This window comes from Vibrio limimangrovi (genome assembly GCF_054064025.1).
The window spans coordinates 357536-378070 of the sequence record NZ_JBSUGF010000008.1; the positions used below are offsets into that span (position 1 = coordinate 357536).

A 20535-nucleotide genomic window follows, 5' to 3' on the forward strand; every position below is an offset into this window, starting at 1 on the left:
TATCCTCACCGCCACGTGACAAACAGGGGTTTGTCCATCCATGGGTATTTAATGGTTTGGAAGCTCCAGGGAATCTGGTCTAACAGCATGTCAAACGCACCAGATATCACGTTAAGCTGCCATTGCTTTTCTTCTTCCAAGAGTCGGCCTTCACGCAGGAGAAATGTTGTCCTCAAGCCTTCAATAGAGGTTGAACCAAGTGCACTCCAGTGGCTGATCATCGCCGTTAACAGGCCATCAATCATCGACATCGCACCATCAGGTAAATCGATTTGGTTCGGGATAGGTGTACTTAGTGGGACGCCACACAGTAACTTATTCAGTGTTAGTAAGTACTCTGGCGCTTCACTACGACCATCAACCATATATTGGAGGCAGAATAGGGCTTGAAACTTTGTCTTCTCACTGATGAACGCTTTTCCATCCGTGAGATTGAGCCGTTGAAAGAGAGTCGGAATATAGGTAGAAGAGAGGACTAAGCCGGCATTATTGATGGTTATCGGTTCTGACGTATTTCTCTCTTTTTCATTTTGATCTTTCCACAACAGAGGCTTGTTCACATTCTCTGAACGTCTTGGTTCAATCGCATCATAAAGGCGCTGAACTTGCGGTTGTGAACGGTCAAGCTCTACAGGAGCTGCAGGTGTATTCAACTTGGCCTTTGAAGTCGCTCGACTCAACGCTTCAAGCATCGGGACAAGTATCGACTGGCGAGAAACGTTAATTTTAGACGCTAACTGCTTTGTCTTGTCGTTTGTATTATCGGTACCAAGCTCGCTAACAATCGCAGGGTAGTGAGTGAGATCGTTAAGAATCAACTGAAGAAGTTGAGAGGCTGCTCCAGTGAAACCCTGAAGCAACAAGCGGTGATAAATTACACACCAAAATGCTTGCTTCCATTCTGGTGTATTCCCGAGAGAAAAAACCAGTGCCTGGTAAAGGCTAATCACTACGGGCATAAATTCGCTACGTTGTTGCGCGAACATTTCAAAGTGTTGATGAACGGCCAGTCTGTCAATCCAGCTGACTAGCTTGTCTTTATTTTGTAACTCGGTAGTCAGATGTTTCCATAAGGCGTGATGATAGCGACTCAGTGCGAGTTCTAATCGGTCATCATCCAATTGGTTCGATTGCAGAACATCCCAGTTTGTAATGTGTTTGATTGTCTCATCTTGTGTCGTCGAGGCTGAGAGCCAACGCTGGCGCTGAGCTAATGGAATATCTTTGGCTGAAGCTCGCTCAATTAGTGAATGTACTGTCTCTGAACATTGCTGCTCAGAAAAACCTGCTCTACGTCTTTTGAGTTGACGTACTAGTGCGTCTAACCAAGAGTGTACCGTTGTTGGTCTGTGTGGAGACAATAAATGTTGGTACAGCCATTGAACGGGTATTTCGAGATGATCAATTAGGTAGCAAAGCGCGGGTAAAAATGATTCGACAGATTGCGGTGTTGGGGCGATATGCGCAGTAATATTTTGAATTGATTGTAAGTCGTTTCGGAGTATCGATGCCGTTTCCGCTGATGCTTTTTCGAGGATCCACTCACGTAATTGCAAACGGCGTTTGTCGTTAAGTTTGAGTGTGGAATTAGCTGTCTGCACTTTTTGTAGCAACGATACTAAATCTGTTGGGCTTGAATGACTTTGCTGTAGAGCAGAATACTCAAGCACATTGCGAAGGTTTACGACCAATATTTGAGAGCCATTGAACTGCGAAGTATTGGACTTATCTGTTCTGAGCATAGCCTGAGCTAGCTCAGTGATTTCTATTTCGTAATGTTTGGCCAACATTCTAAGCAGTGAATTTAGCGCTGCTTCCGCACTGAACGGTTGTACTATGCGCGACAACACCGCATTAAAGAGCCATTGCCAAACTAAGCGATCAACGGACGATCTGACACTGGTTTTTGAATTGTTAGTTAAATAATGAACTGCCTCAACTATCCATGAGCGGACAGAAAGCACATCAAACGTGAAAGCCTCATACTGTTGATTTGTTAAAGCAATCAACTTTATGAGTGTTTTCTCGTCAAAGTTTTTAATCCAACGACTCCGTATCGTGTTGGACTCACTTAACCTCACGATTACGCAAGCAAGTGCTTTGGGATCGAGGCGAGCAAGATTTCCCTTGAGCACGTGCTGCCATTGATCGCTATTTGCATCCATCAGTGCCTGAACCATCTCGAAAGGTACTTCGGTGTGAATCGCAGCGATGTTATTTAACCGGCTTTGATCTGCCTTATTAAAGACGTGTATTTCGCTGGAATCTACCGAAGATGTTTTACGAGCGGAATTTGTCAGCTCTGGTAAAAGAGAGCGTAATGCTTTGACGAGGTGATGGTTGGCTTGACCATTTAACGAAGAAAGAAGCGAGCGAACCAGTTCGCGATGATGCACATTTCGGTGCGCAGCGATTTGATGAGTGAGCGAAAGTAAGTAACTTCGTTTATTAAATTCACTGCCTCGCTGAACTAATAAATAACTGAGGGTAAATTGCCACAAGCTGCTGCGCAGAGCATGGTCTTCAATTACCCCTGACTTAGCCTCAGTCGCAGTCGTTCTCTCAATGAGCTGGCGGCTGGAAAAAATGTCGTGAACCACTTCGTTCGCTTTAGGCTCAATGATGTCTACAAAGCGAAATAGAGTTTGGTTTGAAAAGTGTTCACTCCAATGCTCGCGAACGGCTGCTAATTGTCCAATCCAAACTAATAAGCGTTTGAGTACTTGTTTATCTTCAGGCAAAGCATGCAGCAGGCTTTGTTCGTTTCCTTGTTGAAGTATGAGCAGCAAAGCGCTGAGAGAGTCTGATTTATTTGTTTTGGGAATGACGATATCGCTCTGATTAGAAAGCCCGTCCCACGTGCTTTTTAGATCAAGCTTGCTCTTAAAAGTAAGGGTAGGCGATGAGCGTGAAGTCAGTGCTCTGATAACATTTTTCAGTGTGGTTGCTGGTAGTTGTTCCCATAAGTTTTGGCGAAATTTAGGCAGTGTTTTGAAAGCCCATTCAAATTGGGACAAAGACGCTGAATGAGTCAGCATCTGTTCTAAATGGGCAATTAACGTATGGCTGACTTTCAAGTCGATAATTTGCTGTACGAGCCAGGAGAGGTCGCTTGCTTCTTTGCTTGTACCACTCAGTGCTGTGCTGTTTGGCTTATTTGGAAATATTGCCGGTTCTATGTCATCCAAGAGAATCATCATTTGTTGTCTAAGTGAACTATTGACACCAATATGAAGAAGCGTGTTGCGAAGATCAGAGAATAATTCGGATGTTTTGAGGTTTTGCATCGCCGCCATTTTAATGATCATGCTTTTCATATACTGCTGTTTGTTGAAGCGACTGCCACGCTCGACCAACACATAGTGAAAAGTGAAGTGCCATAAATGGTGTGTAATGTTTTGACTTGATGCGACGGTGTTGCCTGTGCCTAAAGTTGTCATAGACTGCGTATCGACAGGGAGTAACCACAATGCCGGACTGGTTAAGAGCTGTACCAGAAATGGATAATTTAACGGCTCCAACCGTTCTAATAAGGCAAAACGTTGGTCTTCGTTAAGTGATTGGATCAGCAACAAGGGCAATTGAGCATCTCTGCTGTGTTTACCGATCGCAAAAAGCAGTCCTGACGAATCGCTCGTCATGAGCCGATCCCAATATGGGAGTAGTGAAGCCAGGTTTCTGTTTGAAATGGCTGAATCAATCAGGCTATTCCAATAACGTATTAGGTCTCTTGTCAGCCGTGATTTGTGGCGAACACCTGTTTCCAGTAACGCAATCATCAGAAGGAAACGGTTTTGCTGGTTCAACAGCGGTAATAGTTGCGCTAGCGACTCATCAGGAAGTTGCATTGCTAATCTTAAACAGAGTGTGACCGGGTTTTGAGAGGCACTCAGCGAGTTATCTATTCGTGCTGGATAATTGAGCAGCACTTCTACTAAACCTGTTTCGGACAAATGCTGGTTGTGTTTAAACGGCCAACGTAATTGCCCGGACTCGATAAAAAACCAAGCCTGTTGCCAGCGATAATCTATGAGCTCATGTTGAGTGATACTATTATCAACACTTCCACCACGCTGATTTTTAGCGTTATTTGTGACTGAGGTTCGCTCTTTTGTTGGAATGTCGGAATGAGTCTTTTGGTAGATCTCTTGGTACAACTGCTGCAATACCTGTTTGTGTAGAGAGCGGCGCAGGTTCTCGCTGGTAATATATCCAGTATCGATTTCTAATTTATCAATACAGATCATGGTATCTGCTGAGCAAAATTGGCTGAGTAGTTCGTCAATGGAAGGCAGAAGTTCGTGCATGAGCCACTGGTAAACCTTGGCTTCGAACTGTTCAGCAACGCGAGCAGAGTCGAAGTTTATATCGAAGTCTGCTTTCATTATTAAATGAGTTTGAGGCTCAGGATTCAGCGCTATTTTGCCAGCTTTGTTCATACGCTTGACGCCTCCTGCGTAAGATTTCGATTTTGCAGGAATTCCAATAATTTGGTCGCTAGATCGTCACAGTTCTGGATCGGCTCGCTGTAAGGCTGTTTGAGTGCCAAAGCTTTCTGTTTACGCCATGCGAGATAGTGGTTTTCAAATTCATAAAACGCAGCAAAATCTAACCACATCAGTTGAATATCCAGATGTGCCGGACTGTTGATTCTGATAAGTTGTTCAGCTTGTTGCCTGAATAATGGGCTGCAGTGACGAGAAGTGAAAGATGGCATCACAACACATACCGTATTGGCCAGAGAGGCAATATTGCTCTCTTTTTGACGCAGGGTTATTGGCTCTACAACATACAGCGTTTCTGACTGTTGATTGATTTCAACCAGCCAAGCTTGTAACCAGTGACAAAAACGAATCAGCTTTTGTTTGTGGTTATAACGTCCTATGTATAACCAACGTCTGTCATGGCTTGACCCCATATCAAAGAACAGTCTGTAATCACCCGTTTTTGCGCGTTTGAGCACCCGATAACGCTGATTGTCTATACCAGACTGTAAGAATGAATTTGGCAATGTCTGGCCGTTCAGAGCATACACAGAAGATCGAATTTTTCGCTTTTGCTCTACAGAAAGCGATATTTTTTCCTGGCTTTCAGGCAGGGTCTCAAGATGAGGCAAGACGCTGGGTTTAAGCTCGAAAATGGCGTTTTTACCGATATCACTTTGCAGGTACTCTTCATCGGGCACAATCTTCATCAGATAGCGACTGATATTGATCCCGACACTCTCTTGCTCTTCAGTGGAAGGGGACATGCCAAGTAGTAGCGCTAATCGTTGCTGATATCCACCTCTGTGTTGAGGAGCAAGCAGGTTATCTCCCAAGCCTCTTTGGTTACTGATCGTCACGATATTACGAATAAAGCGTTGTTTGTACTCAAGCAGCAGCCAGTCCATCTCACGTTCATTGCAGTAAGGGGTGAACATCCGATGAAGTTTATCGGGGTACTGTTCGCCATACAGTGCAATTAAGTAGTCATAGATGCGGCCTTTCCGTTCAGGGAAGTTGTCTAATTCAGATTGCAACGAGCGTAGACGCGATATGGCGTCAGCAGGGTAATGCTTTTCGATACCGTTGAATTCCTGCGGTGTTAGCGAGTGTATGTGATAACTGGATTGCTGCTTGTATGATGTAGAAAACAGGTCTGGCAGCTGGGTGAGGTCCTCACAGAAATTAGCCATCAATTGATCAAACAGCAGCAGGTAACTGCGCAACTGATGACGCTGTGCCTGAGATTTTGGGTCATTGCCAACATTGATTTTTGTTGCTAACTGATAGTTCCGTGGGAACAAGTTTTGTATTGAATCGTAATGGCTGAGGTCACGATGTTTACCAGAAGGTAGTGGTTTTGTTGTCGTAACCTGATGGCGTTCAATTGCTTGCTGTTGCAGCAGTTGCTCTATTTGAATCGCCACATCCGCAACTTCCAGATCGACACTATGCTGGTTTTGGATGATATTAAGGCGGATGTCATGCTCGGTTTCAGGCATGATCAAACTGGCGTACTCAGGAATGTCGGTTATCGCAACGCATGGCTCATCGGGTAGCGTTTCCGCTTCAAATCTTATATCGCTTACTTTTTGGATACTGACAGCGCTCAAAATCAGTTCTTCAAGCTCATTTAAATCGCCGTTGGTTCTTTGTCTTAACCATTGCGCACAGTGGTAATAAACACGAGCTGCGATCTGGTTCGCGTCAACACCGTCATTGTTGATTTCAATGGTTGCGGCGAGATGAATAGATGTTTCACCTATAACGCTGATGCTTTCGATGTCTTCGCCTAATCCTCTTACCTGGTGATAGGCTTGAACAATCTTTTGTAAGGTATGGTCGCTTTTTTCGGAAGGTGACTCCGCGCCAGTGCTTTGACTACTCTGCTGTTGGCGGCGATAGAAACGTTGCAGCAACCCCGAGATTTGATAGAGACCAGAGTCAGGGTACTGTTCAGAGGTTTGAAACCAAACTTGTTCCAACTGCGGAACCGTTTTAACAATAAAGTTTTCGTACTCATAAGCTACCTGAGGTGGTGGAGAAAAAATGTCATCGGGGCGAGCTAAACCATAGTGTGTGTAGTCGATTCTTCCATAATTATCAGCCAAGAGGTCACACACCGCAAAATCACTGCGATAGATAATATCGGTAAGCGCAAAACATACCTGTTCGAGGATAGTGACACCAGGGTCATGGGTATTGTAGTCAGTCCAGACTTTGCCAGTTAATTGCTGGACGTAGGTAATACCAAGCTGGAACAAGCGTTCAAACTTATCCGGGTCATTCTGATGTTCTTGCTTAGATATGGTCGCAGGCATAGTTAGTCCTGTTTATCCTCTTGGATTATCTCGCAATTGCTCATGTAGTCGTCGTCCCATAATTTAGTAATGTGGTAGCGGATATATCGGTTGTCTCCGTAACTGGTGTTGGTCCGAATCTGTAACCGGTAAGGTCGTTTGGTACCTTTTTCTGTATCGTGCTGCCACCTTAGCTTTAACTTATCTGCAGGGGAGCGAAAGAAAGCGTGTTGAGCCTTAATCGGGTTTTTTCTGCGCCATTGCCACCACCAGTGATTTGGCGCACAAGTGTTGATTGCGATGGCGTGGAGCATGGCATATCGACCTGTATGTCGGATGCCGATACCTGCAACGACTTCGAGCATATGACATCCTTCTAATGTTTCTGTGATGTCGTGCCATTTACCGTCAGCAGGGATAAGAGCCTCGACCGTTTCAATTCCCCTCCGGCCTTGTGAGGAGAGTGTCCCTTTAACATCGAGCGCGTGCTCGGGAGTATCTGTCTTGATACCGACATTTCCATTCGGCGCTAACGTTAAGTTGGTTTCAGGGACCTTTTCGTTTTCTGAATCGGTGACGTTAGCTAGTGGGTTAGCCTTAAAGTGTAAATTGGTGTTTTTGGCATCTAACCCCAGATGCCATAGAGCGGTATTGCGATCACTTTGCTGATAAAAGCTCAGTAAATGTTCCTGATCTAAGGCGGTTAATTGCAAGCCTGTCGCAGGTGGCTTCTCAAATCCATCCTCAACCTGATTGACGCAGGAGTCGATCAGATCCGCGAAGTGTTCCGCAGACGGCATATTGCCAGGCTGGAAAAAGTTCTTGAGTGTGCTTCTATTGCGTTTTGGCATAGTTATTCCGTCCCCTTATGATTATGCGAAGGAGTTTCTCCTTCGCTCATTGGTGAGTGGGGCTGAGTGCTGCTGTTAATAATGAACTCTTCTCCGATAACAAGATCGCCAACGCCAGCAGGCTTTGGCTCTAATTGCTGATGCGTTGGCGCTATGGTGATGAAATGGTGTCGAGAGGGAACCAATAAATACCAAGGTAATTCCGCCCCAATTGGCGCTTCATTTCGAGCGCTGTCTTGCAAGTGATAGTGGCTTGCTGATTGGTGGCTTATCTTAAGCACAGAAAGGCCGCTTATACTGGTAACGTGTTTTTGTTGGCCGATAAATGCCGCTAATTTTGAGAGTGACAGTTGCCATCCCAATCCCATGTTCATCCCTTCGTGATTCCACGGGCAGAGCGTCTGCATGATCGCGTACTCTAATTGGCGTAATGCTAATCCATGATGGATACCTTCCGTGAACGTGACAGCGCAGCGCACCTGGATGGTTTCATAACCCGGGTTCCGGACCTCAATTTTTGTGTGCGAGCGAGACACCGACATCAGGTAATCCCGAATCGCAATGAGTGTGGTTGAATCGATATATCGCTGCTGACAAGGGCTGTGATTACAGTCGCTATGTATTGGCATAACCGTAAGCAATAGGTGCCCAGCTTTGTTATTGTTCGAGTTAAACTGCTTGGCAGGAAAACAGTTTGCAGCGCTTATATCAGGAAACTGTTCTAACACCAGACGTTCGTAATCCCATGGTGTAATTGCTCTCCCTTTATGGCGCAGAAGCTCGCTGGTTCTCGTGATCCAGTGGCCGACGCTTTCATCTGGTCTCAATTGTTGTATCGGAGTGAGCTGCGTAATGGAGCCGAGGTTGGCGGATTTGGTCCGGCTTTGCCAGGATGCGAAAGGTGGTGTCTTATCTTCAGCATTTTGACCACCTTCAACTTGTATGACGTGTGTTGCTATCTGATGACATTTTGGATATTGATCAATACCTTTGTTCGTACTTACTCTCAGCCAATAAAAGTCCGACGGCATAATAGTGTGCTGGGTATTGATAGACTCGGGGATATCCAAAGTGATGATGCCCGACGTTAAAAAACGGTGGGTAGTATCATGAATGATCTGTTTAGCCGGAAGCTCGACCCATTGATCGCCAACAAGGTAATACCATTGATACTCGGTCGACGGATAAGGGGTCAACATCTTTGCTTTATCACCCAAGAGAAAATAGAGATTGAGGTAACCTGAGAGCTCTGAGGCAGTTAAACCTATAAACAGGTGACTGTCTTCCATGTAGTGAGCAAGAATACGAGGATAAGCGAATTTGTGTTTGTCACTGCGCGGATAGATCTCGACTTCGCCGAATGGGTGGAGGTGAATCATCCGACACTGTGTTTTAGTGGTCATATCGCCGAGCTCTACTTTACGCCTCGCCTCGTAGTTAATCGAAAGGCTGTTTAACATGGGCGTATATGGAGCTTTCGGTAGTGGCTTCTGTTTCTTGGACTTTGCATTCTCAGTCAAAGTCTTACTTAAAAGTAAGCCGTACGCATCGTGTCCAAAGGCATCCGGCGGTGTGACCAGAGTGATCTTAAACAGGCCATTACGAATGTTTGATTGAGGGCTGTATGGTGTCTGTGGCCAATTTTGGGTCGTGGGGGTGTAGCTGTTACTAATTTTACCAAACGTCAAAATATTCGAGCGCTCAAGGGCCCCGTCTTTGGGGGTGAACAGATTTTGTGTGCCCTCATCCATGGTTTCCCATCGGCCATTGTTCAGTACTTCTGTAACTACTCTGAAACTGTGGTTGCGGTACGGAAAAGGATATTCGCTATAGTGATCGCGAAAGCCATCACTTCCCTGCGGTAAACCAGACCAATCAAGGTGATAAGTGAGACTTTTAAGCGGCTTAGTCGCTAATTCTTTACTCGCTACAACCAAATACGAGCCTTCTTTAGGTTGCGCGCCTAACGGAAGGAAGGGGCGGCTTGGATCTGCCTGACCGTCCTGATTAAACAATTGAATCTGTGTCACTCCTTTTACTTGGCATTCCATTAAAAGCTGAGCGAATTCAAAGTCCCTGAATACGGTGTAGGGGAAGCAATTACTCTGAGCTTTTAAGCAAAGCTTTAACGCCGGCGCGGCAAAGTTCCATTGCGAATTGTGAGTTTCCAAAGAAGGGATGGTTGTTGCTGGAAACCCCGGTTCTAGCCGGATGTGAAGCCCAAGTTCCATCGTAAATTTACTGCCGTTTTCGACAGGAATGACTTGAGCGAAATCGACATTTTCCCATCCTTGAACCGTGGAAATTTTCACATCAAATATATCTTCAAATAACTGGTAAAAGGTTTGAATACGTGAATAGCTAAGTAAAAGATTGACAGTGTCTTTCACCGCATCGTCCAGTACCTTTTCTTTTTTCAGGTGGTCAGTGAGCGACATGATCTTGTTAATGTCGTCAGCGGATAGCCATTCTATGTGGTTTAACGCGTAGCGTGACACTAACTGTCCAAGTACCCGGAAAAATCGTTCTTTTTGGTCTGCGGCATTAATGCTTGCGGATGACTGGGTCGCGACTTCTTCGAGCAACGCAAGTAATACTCCGCGATAGACGGCTCTAAGTTGTTCTGTGGGTTCTCTGTCGGCTAACTGCAAAATCCGGTCGTCATTGACTTTGTCGACAAGATCTTTGCTGTGTATTTCATAGAGCCAGGTGCCTATAACGGGAATTTGCAATGAAACAACTTCTTTCACCACCGCTTCCAGAGCATCTCTGAGCTTGTCGGTATCGTGCGCTGAGGATTGGATAGCTTCCTGATCATGCTCGATATAAAACTGAGATAATCTTTGATAAACAAGACCATTGCCAACTTCTTGCAGTTGGAACTGTAAAGTGAGTTCTCTGTGACCTTCCGCTAAAGAGAGTATCGGATCCGAAATAACGAGTCCTAGATGCTGTTCCAGACCACTGCCATCTAACTGGCTGGTATCAAACATCTTAAATGCTTGAGTCGTGTCAGTTTGCGATCCTGATTGCAATGGATTGAGTTCCATGTGTTGGCGACTTACACCCGAGGTAAAGCCAAGTTCTCGTTCAGGAGAAATCAGTGGGTCACGCCTTAGTGTAAAACCAAAGGCTTTCTTAACCTCCGCGTCAGTGACCTCCAAGGCGTAGGTGGTACGAAATTCGATTGGCTCGAAAGTCGCGGTATTTCCGGGAGTAAAGGTATGTCCTTTATCAATAACGACTGGTGTGTTACTCGCTTTATTTTGCGATAACTTCAGAAAAACAGGTGCTTCTTGTGCACGATGAGGGTACTGATTAAGCACGTCTTGGTAGTAAAACAAAAGGTGCTTGTGGGTAAACTGATTGATTTTTCGTTGAGCACGTTCAAACAGCTTTAAAAAACTGATGTAAAGTGCCAGTTGCGGAGGATGTTCCCCATGATGAAGAGATTTATTAAACGCCTCACGGCAATCGAGTTTCAGGGAAGCGACAACGACCAGAATCTTCGATAAGCAATGCTGAGCTTCATCTTTAATATTCGATACTTGGTCAGGATGGTTTTCATCTTTTGATTTAGCAGAAAGCATCCAAAGAGGATCAAAGTGATCGTACTTATTACTTAGATTTTTAGGAGTACACCTAAGTAGTTGTTGTAAAGGTATATTGAGATGAGTTTGGTAGCTATTGAGTAAGCGCAGTTTTAACTCGTAACTTAATTCCGGAGTACTTGGTAAATGTTGGTACCAACTGTTTAAGACCGTAAACAGGTTAAGTATAAAGTCTAACGTCTGTTCTTCATCGAGATATTGAGCTTGTTTGAATTGACGCTTTAAAGCGGCTTCATCCATGCTTAGTATTCCAGCGCAAACCACCAGTTCATTTTGTTCGAACATCGCACTCCAGTTACCTTGTAGTTGCTTGTTCTCGTCCATGTAAGGAACAAGCTCAGAAAACTTCTTCGCCCATAGAATGAGTTGTTCGAAGCTCAGCTCATAAGGTTGAAAAAAATCAGACCGGAGTGCAGGATTTTCCCTCTCTTTTTGCTGAGTCATAACGATTCCCCTGACTCAAAATTTGGCAGTAAATCAGGGCTAATGAGCGTGCCTTCTTGCAGGTAAAACGGGTAAACCATGTTGTCACGAGTGTTGGTTGTGACAATCTGATAATGCAGTTCAATGACTATTTTTCCGTCTAAGGGGGCTGGCGTAAGTGTTATCGAGTCGAGATCAACACGTGATTCAAACAGCAATATCGCCTGACGGATTTCATACTCGATTTCGGTTAATGTTGTTTTAGTCAGTTCAGCGAAGACATAGCGGTTAATTCGGCAACCGAAGTCGGGATGCATCAGACGCTCACCGGGTGCCGTGGATAGAAGGATTGCGAGACTTTGTTTGATGTCTTTTTCATTACTGCATAGCTCAACCTTGCGGTTGTCCGACGCAAAGGTAGGGGGAAATGCCCAACCAGTCCCTAAGAATCCACTGTCTCTATCCATAATCCAGTCCTTTCTAATTTACAACTAGCCACCAATGATGACCGTGAAGCAGCCCATCACAACGTTGCCACCATGGTTAGTGGTATCACCAATTCGTGCTGCAGGTTTGCCTCCGATCATTACGGTTGCAGAACCCTTCACTATGGTCGAAGGAGGACCAACACATGTGCATGTGTCACCGACGACCGCTGCTGGCATTTTGCCAATCAACACCGTGGGTACTCCTGGCCCAATCACGGGACCACCGACATGGGGGACAGGTGGCAAACCGGGTGTTGCCATTGGGCAAACGTGCATATCTGTGATCCTTGCTGCTGGTGGCATATTTTCGTCCTCTCTAGATTGGTCGTTAGTTGATCATGACGATGGCGCCTTTAATGGTTGTATTCCCTGAAGCGGAAAGCTCCGCAGTTGCAGAGCCTTTGGCGGTTAATGCAACATTGGCCTCTGCTGAGACGTTCATTCCTTTTATATTGGCGTCGCCGGTTGCATCGACACTGGTATCGCCAGTAGATTTCAACGAAATGTTTCCCGTTGCTGAGATCGTAATATCTTTGGGTGAATCTAACGTGATCCCGCTTTCATCCATTGTGATGGTATTGCTGTTTTGATCGGCAAGTTTAATCAACTTTTCATCATCACTAATGGTGATGGTATTTGTTCCGGGCGTAGTGATCGTGATGACTTTTGTCTCGTCGTTGAACTCTATTTTTAACTTGTTTTTGGTGACAATCGCTTTGGTGTCGTTTTCTGCAGTCAGTTCATAAGGCATGGTCTTTTGGCTGCTGTACAAACTGCCCAGAATGATAGGCTGGCCAGGATCTTGATTGATGTAGCCGAGTACAACTTCGTCGCCGACTTCAGGAATAAAAAAGTTGCCACTTTCGCTGGTCGCGTAGTAACTGGAAAGTCTTGCCCATAACTCGTTATTGTTATCACCTAAGGCAGGCACTTTAACTTTGATTCGATACTGACTTTGTGGGTCTTCATTGAGTTGGCTGACAACACCTATCTGTAAACCGTCGACGGGAGGAAGCCATCCAGCCGCTGGTGGTGCGCCGATATCACGATGTTCAGCAGACCATGCTGGAGTAAGTCCTAAGTCAACTGTGGTTAGCCACTGGCTCTGTTCGACACTGTGATGTACGGCTCCGATGTAGTGAGAACCATTAAATCGATCACCAACCCCAGCTAACGTAATGAGGCTATTAATTTGTGCTTTTGCATTACCCTGAAACGTGACACTGCCACGTACTTTAGAAAGCATCGATTTTGTACGTTGTCCTTTTGCCCAGTTAGTAAGACTCTCTTGCGTGTAACTGGCCGAAGTTTGCATTCGATATTCGTCAATACTTAGCACGCCAGCCAGTTCACTGGCGGTTAAATTACCCTGGTCACTAATGGAAGTAGCAGGGGATTGCTGTGATAACATTTGCTGTGTGCTCGGGTCCCACGCAGTACTGGTCACTTTGTCAAATTGATATCGAGCGTCTACTTCCGCACACAGGTTTATCAGATCTGTTCCGTAGGTAACGATAAGTGCCGCAGAATCAGTGACAGAAGGCGCTTTCACTGAGATTTCATTTTGCTGGTTCACGACCACCATGCCGTTTGCCTCAGCGCGTGTCAGCATAAAATCCCAGTCACTGCAGTTAAATTGAACTAACTCATCGTATTGGACTGAGGTACTGTCTACGCTTGACGCTGTTATATTCGAATAGTTATTAATAATGGAATTAATAATGTCGCTGTCTTTTTGTTCCAAATAGCATTGGCTTTTTCTGGCAATGGTCATCGCCACTGCCTGATCTTTGCATGTAACGTTTAGCGTGGTTTGGTTATTTCCACTGATTCGAATTGCGTGATTGGTAACAACACCCTCAAAGATTGTCTCATCGTCATTCCCGTAACCCGCATTGATAGTGATTGTTGAGCCAGGCTTGAACGTGTTGCCTGAACTGACATCGAAAGCTTGGGTTGCGATGTCTCCGTCACTGATTTCAAGTTCTGCGTAAGCAATATGGTTAATCTGATAAAAAATATTGACAGAGATAATGCCGATCGAGCTATCAATCGTACTTCCATCTGCTTTGATGGTTAGTGTCACAATATCACTGTTTGTTTCAGTTGGAGATTCAGCCATGTTGCCTCACTACTAGCTTAATGGTGGAAAGTAGAGCTTGGTTCCAGGAGTAATGTTGCGCACACTTGATAACTGATTGAACGCAGCCACTTCGGGATAATACGAACTGTCTTTATAAATCTGATAACAGAGACCCGGTAACGTATCTCCCGCTTTAAAGATCACATGATGCGTCAAATCAGGGGATGATTTTTTGGCGATTGCTTCTTTCTCTTGCTCGGTCAGAAACTTAGTAAAATCAAGATTTACTGTTGCCCTTAGAGGTACGCCACTCGAGTCAAAAAGCACATAGGACACGGACATGGAAGTGAGGCGACCACGAAAACTGACGGCTGTTCCCCAACTGATTTTAACCGGGTTCGGTTCGTGCTGTTTTCCGTTGTAGTCATAGATCACTTTCCTGAGTAACGTCAGTTGTTCCTGAACGGATTTGCCTTTTTTATATTCAACAACACCGGTTGCATCGATCATAATTTCAAAACTGAGTGTCTGACTCTGGTAGCCTTGAAACTGTACCGTCGGTGCAATATCCCCCTGGGATTGTCTGTGTTTACACGGATCGTCGGTATAACCAATCCCATAGTCCTGCTTAATTGAATTGGGATTAAGCATGGCATTAAATGTGGTTGCGGTATTTCCGGATGCAGCAATGGACTCAATTTTTAGTTTGTCGACCATGTTTAACGTTCTCTGGTTTCTTGTTTTAGTTTGCGGTGCATCCACTTCATGGTTTGGAACTGTGCAGTGTGTTGCGATGAAACTTCAGAGAGCGCACCAGAGCCTTTATCGTCACCAGCACAGCGATTTTCCTTCTCTTTCTTCGAAGAACGCTTTTCTTCTGTCGTGACATTCGAACGAATCGACATTTGCTTAATTTCTATAGGCATACGTTGGTTTCCTCGTGACGATTATTTTGTTCGGCTTACATTGCTGTAGCACAGTTCGATTTCTTCTATCGCTACTTCGTTTTTTGTAGAACTGAACCCTTCTACCCGCCATTTCACGGGGTAGGCGTTATAAAGCACCCAAACTCGACATGGTGAACCTTTTTCGTCAAGTAATCGTACCGAAACCGTTTTGGGCTCGATCGCTTTAGAGAGTTGTGCTCCCAGAATATCCTGACACCATTTCACCAATGCTGAGCCTGAGTCTGCAATTCCTCTCTTTAACAATAAGTTGGAGTGCTTAATCACTTTAGGGAGATGGTAGATCAGATTATTGCCACCTTCCTGATAGTCTTCGGTATCAATTTGTGCTTCCAAACCAGAGATTTCCTGAAAAGCCGAATCATCTTGGTTGTTGCCAATCACAACATTGAAGTAAAACGCGGGTAGGGGCCATTCATCTGCCATGAACGTCGTTCTCCTTTAATAATCGGTATCGATTCAAGGAGTCTGGCCACTGCACCGTTCACAGTGACCAGACCATCAAATACGCCCTATGAGGCTGTGATTTCTAAACCTTCATGTGCCAATTCTATGGTTTCTACGGCAACTTCATTACCATCGGATTTCAGGTCTGTGCCAGTGACTTTAGTTGGCCATGCATTTTTCAGTTTCCAACTCATCACAACACCGTCACTTTCATCCAGTAAGTTGATGGTGACTGCGGTTCTTGCAATGGTGTTCATCTGAATCTTGCTAAACCAGTCATAGAACTTGTTATCACTTTTAAAGATGCCTTTTTTCAGCGTGACGTTGCTGGTTTTCACAAGTCCCGGCATCTTTATCGTCGAGAATACTTTGCTGTTTCCGGCACGATATTCAATTGGCTGAGATTCGGTATCCAGGCCGGATACCTCTTGAAATGCGGCGACCATACTTGCGTCGGCTCCCGCACCGCCGTCCCATTTGACTTCAAAATGGAACTTGGGCATCGGCCATACGGTTTCTGATTGAGCTGAACCATCATCTGCCATGGTAGTCTCCTTTCTACAATTCGTTCGTAAAGTTACGAAGGACTACAACTAAAAGCCCTCTGCGCTTTTAAGTACTAAGTGATTATGATTCTTGCATTTTTTGCTGGAAGGTGATTTCAATAAACTCAGCAGGACGGCTGATCGCCACCAGTACCGTAATTCTTAAAATACCTTCTAGAATATCGTCGCCAGTCATAGTTTTACCGAGCCCGACGCTCACGCTATAAGCCTCTGCTGGTGAAGCGCCAGCCAAGCCACCCCGTTTCCATATACCGTATAAGAAATTACCAATCATGCTTTCCATTGAAACCCATGTACTGGATACATTAGGCTCGAAAACATAAGCTTTTGATGCGAGTTTTATTGACTCTTCAAGCATAATCATGGTGCGACGAACGTTGATGTAGCGCCAGTCCAGACTGTTACCATCAAGTGTACGTCCACCCCAAACCAGTGTACCTTCACCCACAAATGGTCGAATCGCGTTGATCGATTTACCTTGTGTAGTGACGTTGAGGTCTTCTTGTTCATCATCGCTGATATTAACTGTTGGAGAAATAACAGCGTTTAAGCTGACGTTAGCTGGTGCCTTCCAAACGCCTCTGGAGTTATCTACCATGGTATAGATACCTGCCATTGCCGCCGCGGGAGGAAGGATATTTTGTTGGTGTTTCACTTCTTTCATTATGGTTTGGTATAGCGGACTGATCGTCATAAGCACTTTGTTAAGTAGCACTTGCTCTTGATCAGATAGATCGGTACTCAACTTGGCAATTTCATCAAGTATTTGCTGTTTACGCGTTACTCGAAGTTTATTACCACCGCTGTTTAGTTCGTCATCGGTGAGACCATCCAAATCTTTAAATGCTTCATTGACTTCATTGGTTAGTAGTTCTGCTAATTTGTCCAAGTTACTAATATTATGGAAGTTGATGTCGCTGTCCTGAACGATAGAGGTATTGAGCCAAGGGTAATAAGCAGAAGAGTAATCCAGGTAATTGATACCAAGTTTGGAGCGGAAATTCTCAACGCAGTCACCACTCGGGTCCTGACGGTCTTTAAATCCTTCCCAGAGATCAAGAATGGCGACTCGATTTTTCATTTTTCCGCCACAATGTCCAAGCATGGCTTGCTGAACATTAATGCAGTCATTTTCAGCCAGTTGAACGCTTTCAGGTATGACTAACATGGTGGCTTCCGGCTCTTTAATCAGTGGATCAATACCCGCCTTGAGAACACCAGGGTCAAGATCATCACTATAGCCACCGACTGACACGATATAACAAGGCCCACCGCCATTCTGGAAGAAAAACAGCATGTTGTGATAGAGCGTATAGCGCGTATTCGACTGTTTTATTTGATAAGCCGTGTCTTGCTGACGGAAAACAACTTGAACGGCAGGATCGTCGCCGGCTTCGCTTATTTCGAAGGTAGGTAGAGGGGCTCCACCGAAGTACTGGCGAAACTCTGACATCGACGTGATTCGCCAAGGCACTTTCCTGAGAGATTTTCCGCCATTTTCGGCTTTCTCTGTATAGCCAATAAAGGCTGGCACAGCAGTCGCGACTTCGACAACAGAATTGGGGAAGGCATTTTTCTCAACTATGTAAACGCCCGGTGTTTTCATTACAACCATAGTTAAATCCTTTACGTGAGAATTGAATGGTTACCAAATGCTCGCGATAAGCTGAGAAAGACTTCACTCAGTACTGCTGTCATAGCGAGTCAGATACTCCTATATAATGTAGTAAACAAAATTCACTGCATTTTATTTAATATTAGATCTGCAAATTGATTTTTGTATCATTAAGATAAACTTGGAATATAAGTCACTGTTTTTAGTAAGGGGTTAGTTTTTATCGCTATGCTAAATAAATATGACAGAGTCGTTGAACGTGGTTATTAACGGTCTCAAACTCTATATGAGCAGGCTGGGCGGTGGCGAGGCGACGATAGACAACTTTGTGGTTTGCTTTAAGTTGCAGTGACAGTTCAGAGCGATGTAATACAGGTAAAGGTTCACTTGAACGGAAGACGAGGTAAGGCCGCTCACCAAGTATCACGGTCCCTTTATTGTCGAATTGATGCTCTCCATTGGAATCTATAATCTGATATTCCTTTGTATTATCTGATGTCAAAAAATAATACTGCCAATAAGAATAAGTATGGCTGTAAATTAATTGTATGATTTTGTTTTGATTATAAAAATCCGCTTTAGAAATCGTTAAGTTTATTATGCCCACCAGGTTCTGGCTTAATTCAAACTCAGAAATCTCTTCATATTGTGTGTTGTTGAGAATCACTTCTGGTGTAAGCCACTGTTTAGGGAAAACCGAAAGAGAAGTTTTGCTGTCAGCTTTGACTTCGAATAGTGCAGCAGCCATTGGGGTGGTGAGCGGTAAGTCGGTATAGTTACGAAACAATGGGTCATTACTGAACAGTTTAAATTGCAGTAAGCTATCTGAACTGGGAGCTGGAAGCTCTTTTAGCATGTCTGTGTCGGCGACAATGCAAACTCCGCTCAGTGTAGGTTTTAAAAACATATGGTGGTGTTTAAGCCATTCCACTGTGTTGCTTGTTGGAACCACATCGATCGGTACTTTTGCACGGCTGTTTGAGAAGTACTCATGGTCTACAGATAAGGAAACATAGGGCGCATAATTCGACATTATTGCTCCCTTTTCTGCAGGTTAGATTTTACGAAATTAAGTGGCCCTGACTGTAACAGTAGTGCTTCACTGTTCGGGATAGCAACACGAACCTGATAAACGCAAGATGGAAGGTAATGTGAGCCAAGCATACTCCACATGTGACTCAAATTGGCTTCAGAGAGGCTGGCCATTTCCATTGCTATTTGTTCGATAAATTCCGGCATATCCGGTGAGTTTTGTCGATTAAATAACGGATTTCGATTAAAAAATGCTAACAGGTGGGACAATATTTTCAGACCATCCGTGTAATTAGATGCAGAGAAGTTAGCGGCGACAACGACGGAAACCGCTAGATAGAGCGGCTTGTTCGATATCGCTGTTCTTGAGTGTGGTTGGAATGCAGCAATATTGCCCCCCTTAGAAAATGGATCTCTTTCCAGCCCACTAATAAAAATCAGCACTTTATTTTCATTAGCGCCGTTTCCTTGCTTATTACTATCAGTAGGGGACGCCACGACGACTAAGTTTTCTGACAAATCAAAAGCTGAGTTTATCGACTGATTCATACGGTCGCACAGGTATTCAAGGCAGCTATCTAGCATAGTTTTCCTCTCTTAATTAAATTCAGTGTAGCTACGTTTAATTGGAATGCTGTACCAGTTGATAAAATCTTGTGGGATTGATATTTGTTGAAACGGACTGTCTGTTTATAGAGATAAGAGCGTCTATTGAGGGGGCAAAAGAAAGGATTCAAAAAAGGCCCTTGGAGATATAGGGCCTACGAGACTAGTGATTAATGCTCAGGAATTTCTAATAACTTAACAACGGTATCAACGGTATTGTTAAGGGCTTCGTTATTGTCTAGCTTTCCTGAACTTGCAGGACCAAGTGCACAGTTGTACAAAACGAGCTGCTTGTCGAAAGGTAGATCCAGCTGTTCATATAAGCTTTGACGGATTTGTGCATGTAGTTCTGGTTCTTGGCTTGCAAGGCTAACTAGCGTGTCATAAATAAGGTTTTTCATCGTAATCACATTTTTACTGTTGGGGGTGCATAAAGTGTAATGCTTTACAAGCTGAAAATCCGACGCTTTGGTCACATATCAAGGTGTTTTAGAAGTCTTTATCGCATAATGCGGACGAATGCTTTGATGAGGATCTTATTATTAGCAGTTTTGACTATAAAAATGAAAGTTTTATATCAGGTTCTAATAAATCATTAAAGATTAGAGCAATGTCCAACTCAACCACTCGTTTATGCGCTTTAATTTACACAAGTGAGCGAAAGGATAGGTGGCAACATGTTAAGTAAATTAAACAATCGTCTCTCTACTGTGGCAGCACACATGGCTGACCTTGAGTATCAGCTTGGCACATATCTCCAACCTGACCGTTACACTTGTTCAGTGGAAGGCCAGGAAGTATTCCTCGAATATCAGCATGATTTAGAGTTTGAAAACGCTGCAGATCAGGCGGAAGCACTGCTGACGTTGTTCAATATCCCAGTAAATGGTGACGAAAGAAAACTGCTGGTTGAAGTGACCGGAAAAGGTAATACGACCAAACTTCACTTAGATTTATCTTGTGATGACGAAAATGATCTCTTGCTCAAGTATATTTGTGCGGAGCTTTTGTCTGCGTTTAAGGCGTTGAGCTAGAAGTAGCAGAAGCTCACTAACCCCGGCATT

The 20535-nt window shown here is 44.4% G+C and carries 16 protein-coding genes; 1 reads left to right on the plus strand and 15 read right to left on the minus strand.

The genetic code is table 11. The annotated features are described in order from the left end of the window. Window positions 1-5 precede the first annotated feature (5 nt). From ACWYU8_RS12445 to ACWYU8_RS12515, 15 genes are all read right to left on the minus strand, one after another. Entirely contained in the window at window positions 6-4439 is a 4434-nt protein-coding gene (locus ACWYU8_RS12445; RefSeq protein ID WP_457519871.1) for a contractile injection system tape measure protein, read from the minus strand. Further along, a complete protein-coding gene (locus ACWYU8_RS12450) occupies window positions 4436-6805 on the minus strand; it encodes a hypothetical protein (RefSeq protein WP_457519872.1) in 2370 nt (789 codons plus the stop codon). Before ACWYU8_RS12450 ends, ACWYU8_RS12445 begins: the two co-directional genes overlap by 4 nt. Before the next feature lie 2 nt (window positions 6806-6807). Then, a complete protein-coding gene (locus ACWYU8_RS12455) occupies window positions 6808-7635 on the minus strand; it encodes a hypothetical protein (RefSeq protein WP_457519873.1) in 828 nt (275 codons plus the stop codon). Window positions 7636-7637: 2 nt separating this feature from the next. Next, window positions 7638-11690 (minus strand): hypothetical protein, encoded by a 4053-nt coding sequence (locus ACWYU8_RS12460; protein WP_457519874.1) that lies wholly within the window; start codon window positions 11688-11690, stop codon window positions 7638-7640. After that, a complete protein-coding gene (locus ACWYU8_RS12465) occupies window positions 11687-12136 on the minus strand; it encodes a GPW/gp25 family protein (RefSeq protein ID WP_457519875.1) in 450 nt (149 codons plus the stop codon). The genes ACWYU8_RS12460 and ACWYU8_RS12465 overlap by 4 nt, the downstream gene beginning before the upstream one ends. 24 nt (window positions 12137-12160) lie before the next feature. Then, window positions 12161-12460, minus strand: coding sequence for a PAAR domain-containing protein (locus tag ACWYU8_RS12470; RefSeq protein ID WP_444492494.1), 300 nt, complete (start codon window positions 12458-12460; stop codon window positions 12161-12163). Between the two features lie 25 nt (window positions 12461-12485). Continuing rightward, window positions 12486-14279 (minus strand): type VI secretion system tip protein VgrG, encoded by a 1794-nt coding sequence (gene vgrG, locus ACWYU8_RS12475; protein ID WP_457519876.1) that lies wholly within the window; start codon window positions 14277-14279, stop codon window positions 12486-12488. A gap of 12 nt (window positions 14280-14291) precedes the next feature. Then, window positions 14292-14957, minus strand: coding sequence for a CIS tube protein (locus ACWYU8_RS12480; protein ID WP_457519877.1), 666 nt, complete (start codon window positions 14955-14957; stop codon window positions 14292-14294). 2 nt (window positions 14958-14959) lie between these two features. Continuing rightward, the gene (locus ACWYU8_RS12485; RefSeq protein WP_457519878.1) at window positions 14960-15166 is read right to left on the minus strand and encodes a hypothetical protein; all 207 of its coding nucleotides are present in this window, start codon (window positions 15164-15166) and stop codon (window positions 14960-14962) included. A 21-nt stretch (window positions 15167-15187) separates the two neighbouring features. After that, entirely contained in the window at window positions 15188-15631 is a 444-nt protein-coding gene (locus tag ACWYU8_RS12490) for a phage tail protein (RefSeq protein ID WP_457519879.1), read from the minus strand. An 86-nt stretch (window positions 15632-15717) separates the two neighbouring features. After that, window positions 15718-16197 (minus strand): phage tail protein, encoded by a 480-nt coding sequence (locus tag ACWYU8_RS12495; RefSeq protein ID WP_444492499.1) that lies wholly within the window; start codon window positions 16195-16197, stop codon window positions 15718-15720. Between the two features lie 82 nt (window positions 16198-16279). Continuing rightward, window positions 16280-17833, minus strand: a complete 1554-nt coding sequence (locus ACWYU8_RS12500) for a phage tail sheath family protein (RefSeq protein WP_457519880.1) — start codon at window positions 17831-17833, stop codon at window positions 16280-16282. Between the two features lie 226 nt (window positions 17834-18059). Further along, entirely contained in the window at window positions 18060-18866 is an 807-nt protein-coding gene (locus tag ACWYU8_RS12505) for a hypothetical protein (protein WP_457519881.1), read from the minus strand. Then, on the minus strand, window positions 18866-19450 hold the full coding sequence (locus ACWYU8_RS12510; RefSeq protein ID WP_457519882.1) for a DUF4255 domain-containing protein: 585 nt from the start codon (window positions 19448-19450) through the stop codon (window positions 18866-18868). The genes ACWYU8_RS12505 and ACWYU8_RS12510 overlap by 1 nt, the downstream gene beginning before the upstream one ends. 191 nt (window positions 19451-19641) lie before the next feature. After that, a complete protein-coding gene (locus ACWYU8_RS12515; protein WP_457519883.1) occupies window positions 19642-19872 on the minus strand; it encodes a PAS factor family protein in 231 nt (76 codons plus the stop codon). 276 nt (window positions 19873-20148) lie between these two features. Here ACWYU8_RS12515 and ACWYU8_RS12520 point away from each other — a divergent pair, with 276 nt between their 5' ends. Beyond that, the gene (locus ACWYU8_RS12520) at window positions 20149-20505 is read left to right on the plus strand and encodes a hypothetical protein (protein WP_457519884.1); all 357 of its coding nucleotides are present in this window, start codon (window positions 20149-20151) and stop codon (window positions 20503-20505) included. The last annotated feature ends 30 nt before the right edge of the window (window positions 20506-20535 follow it).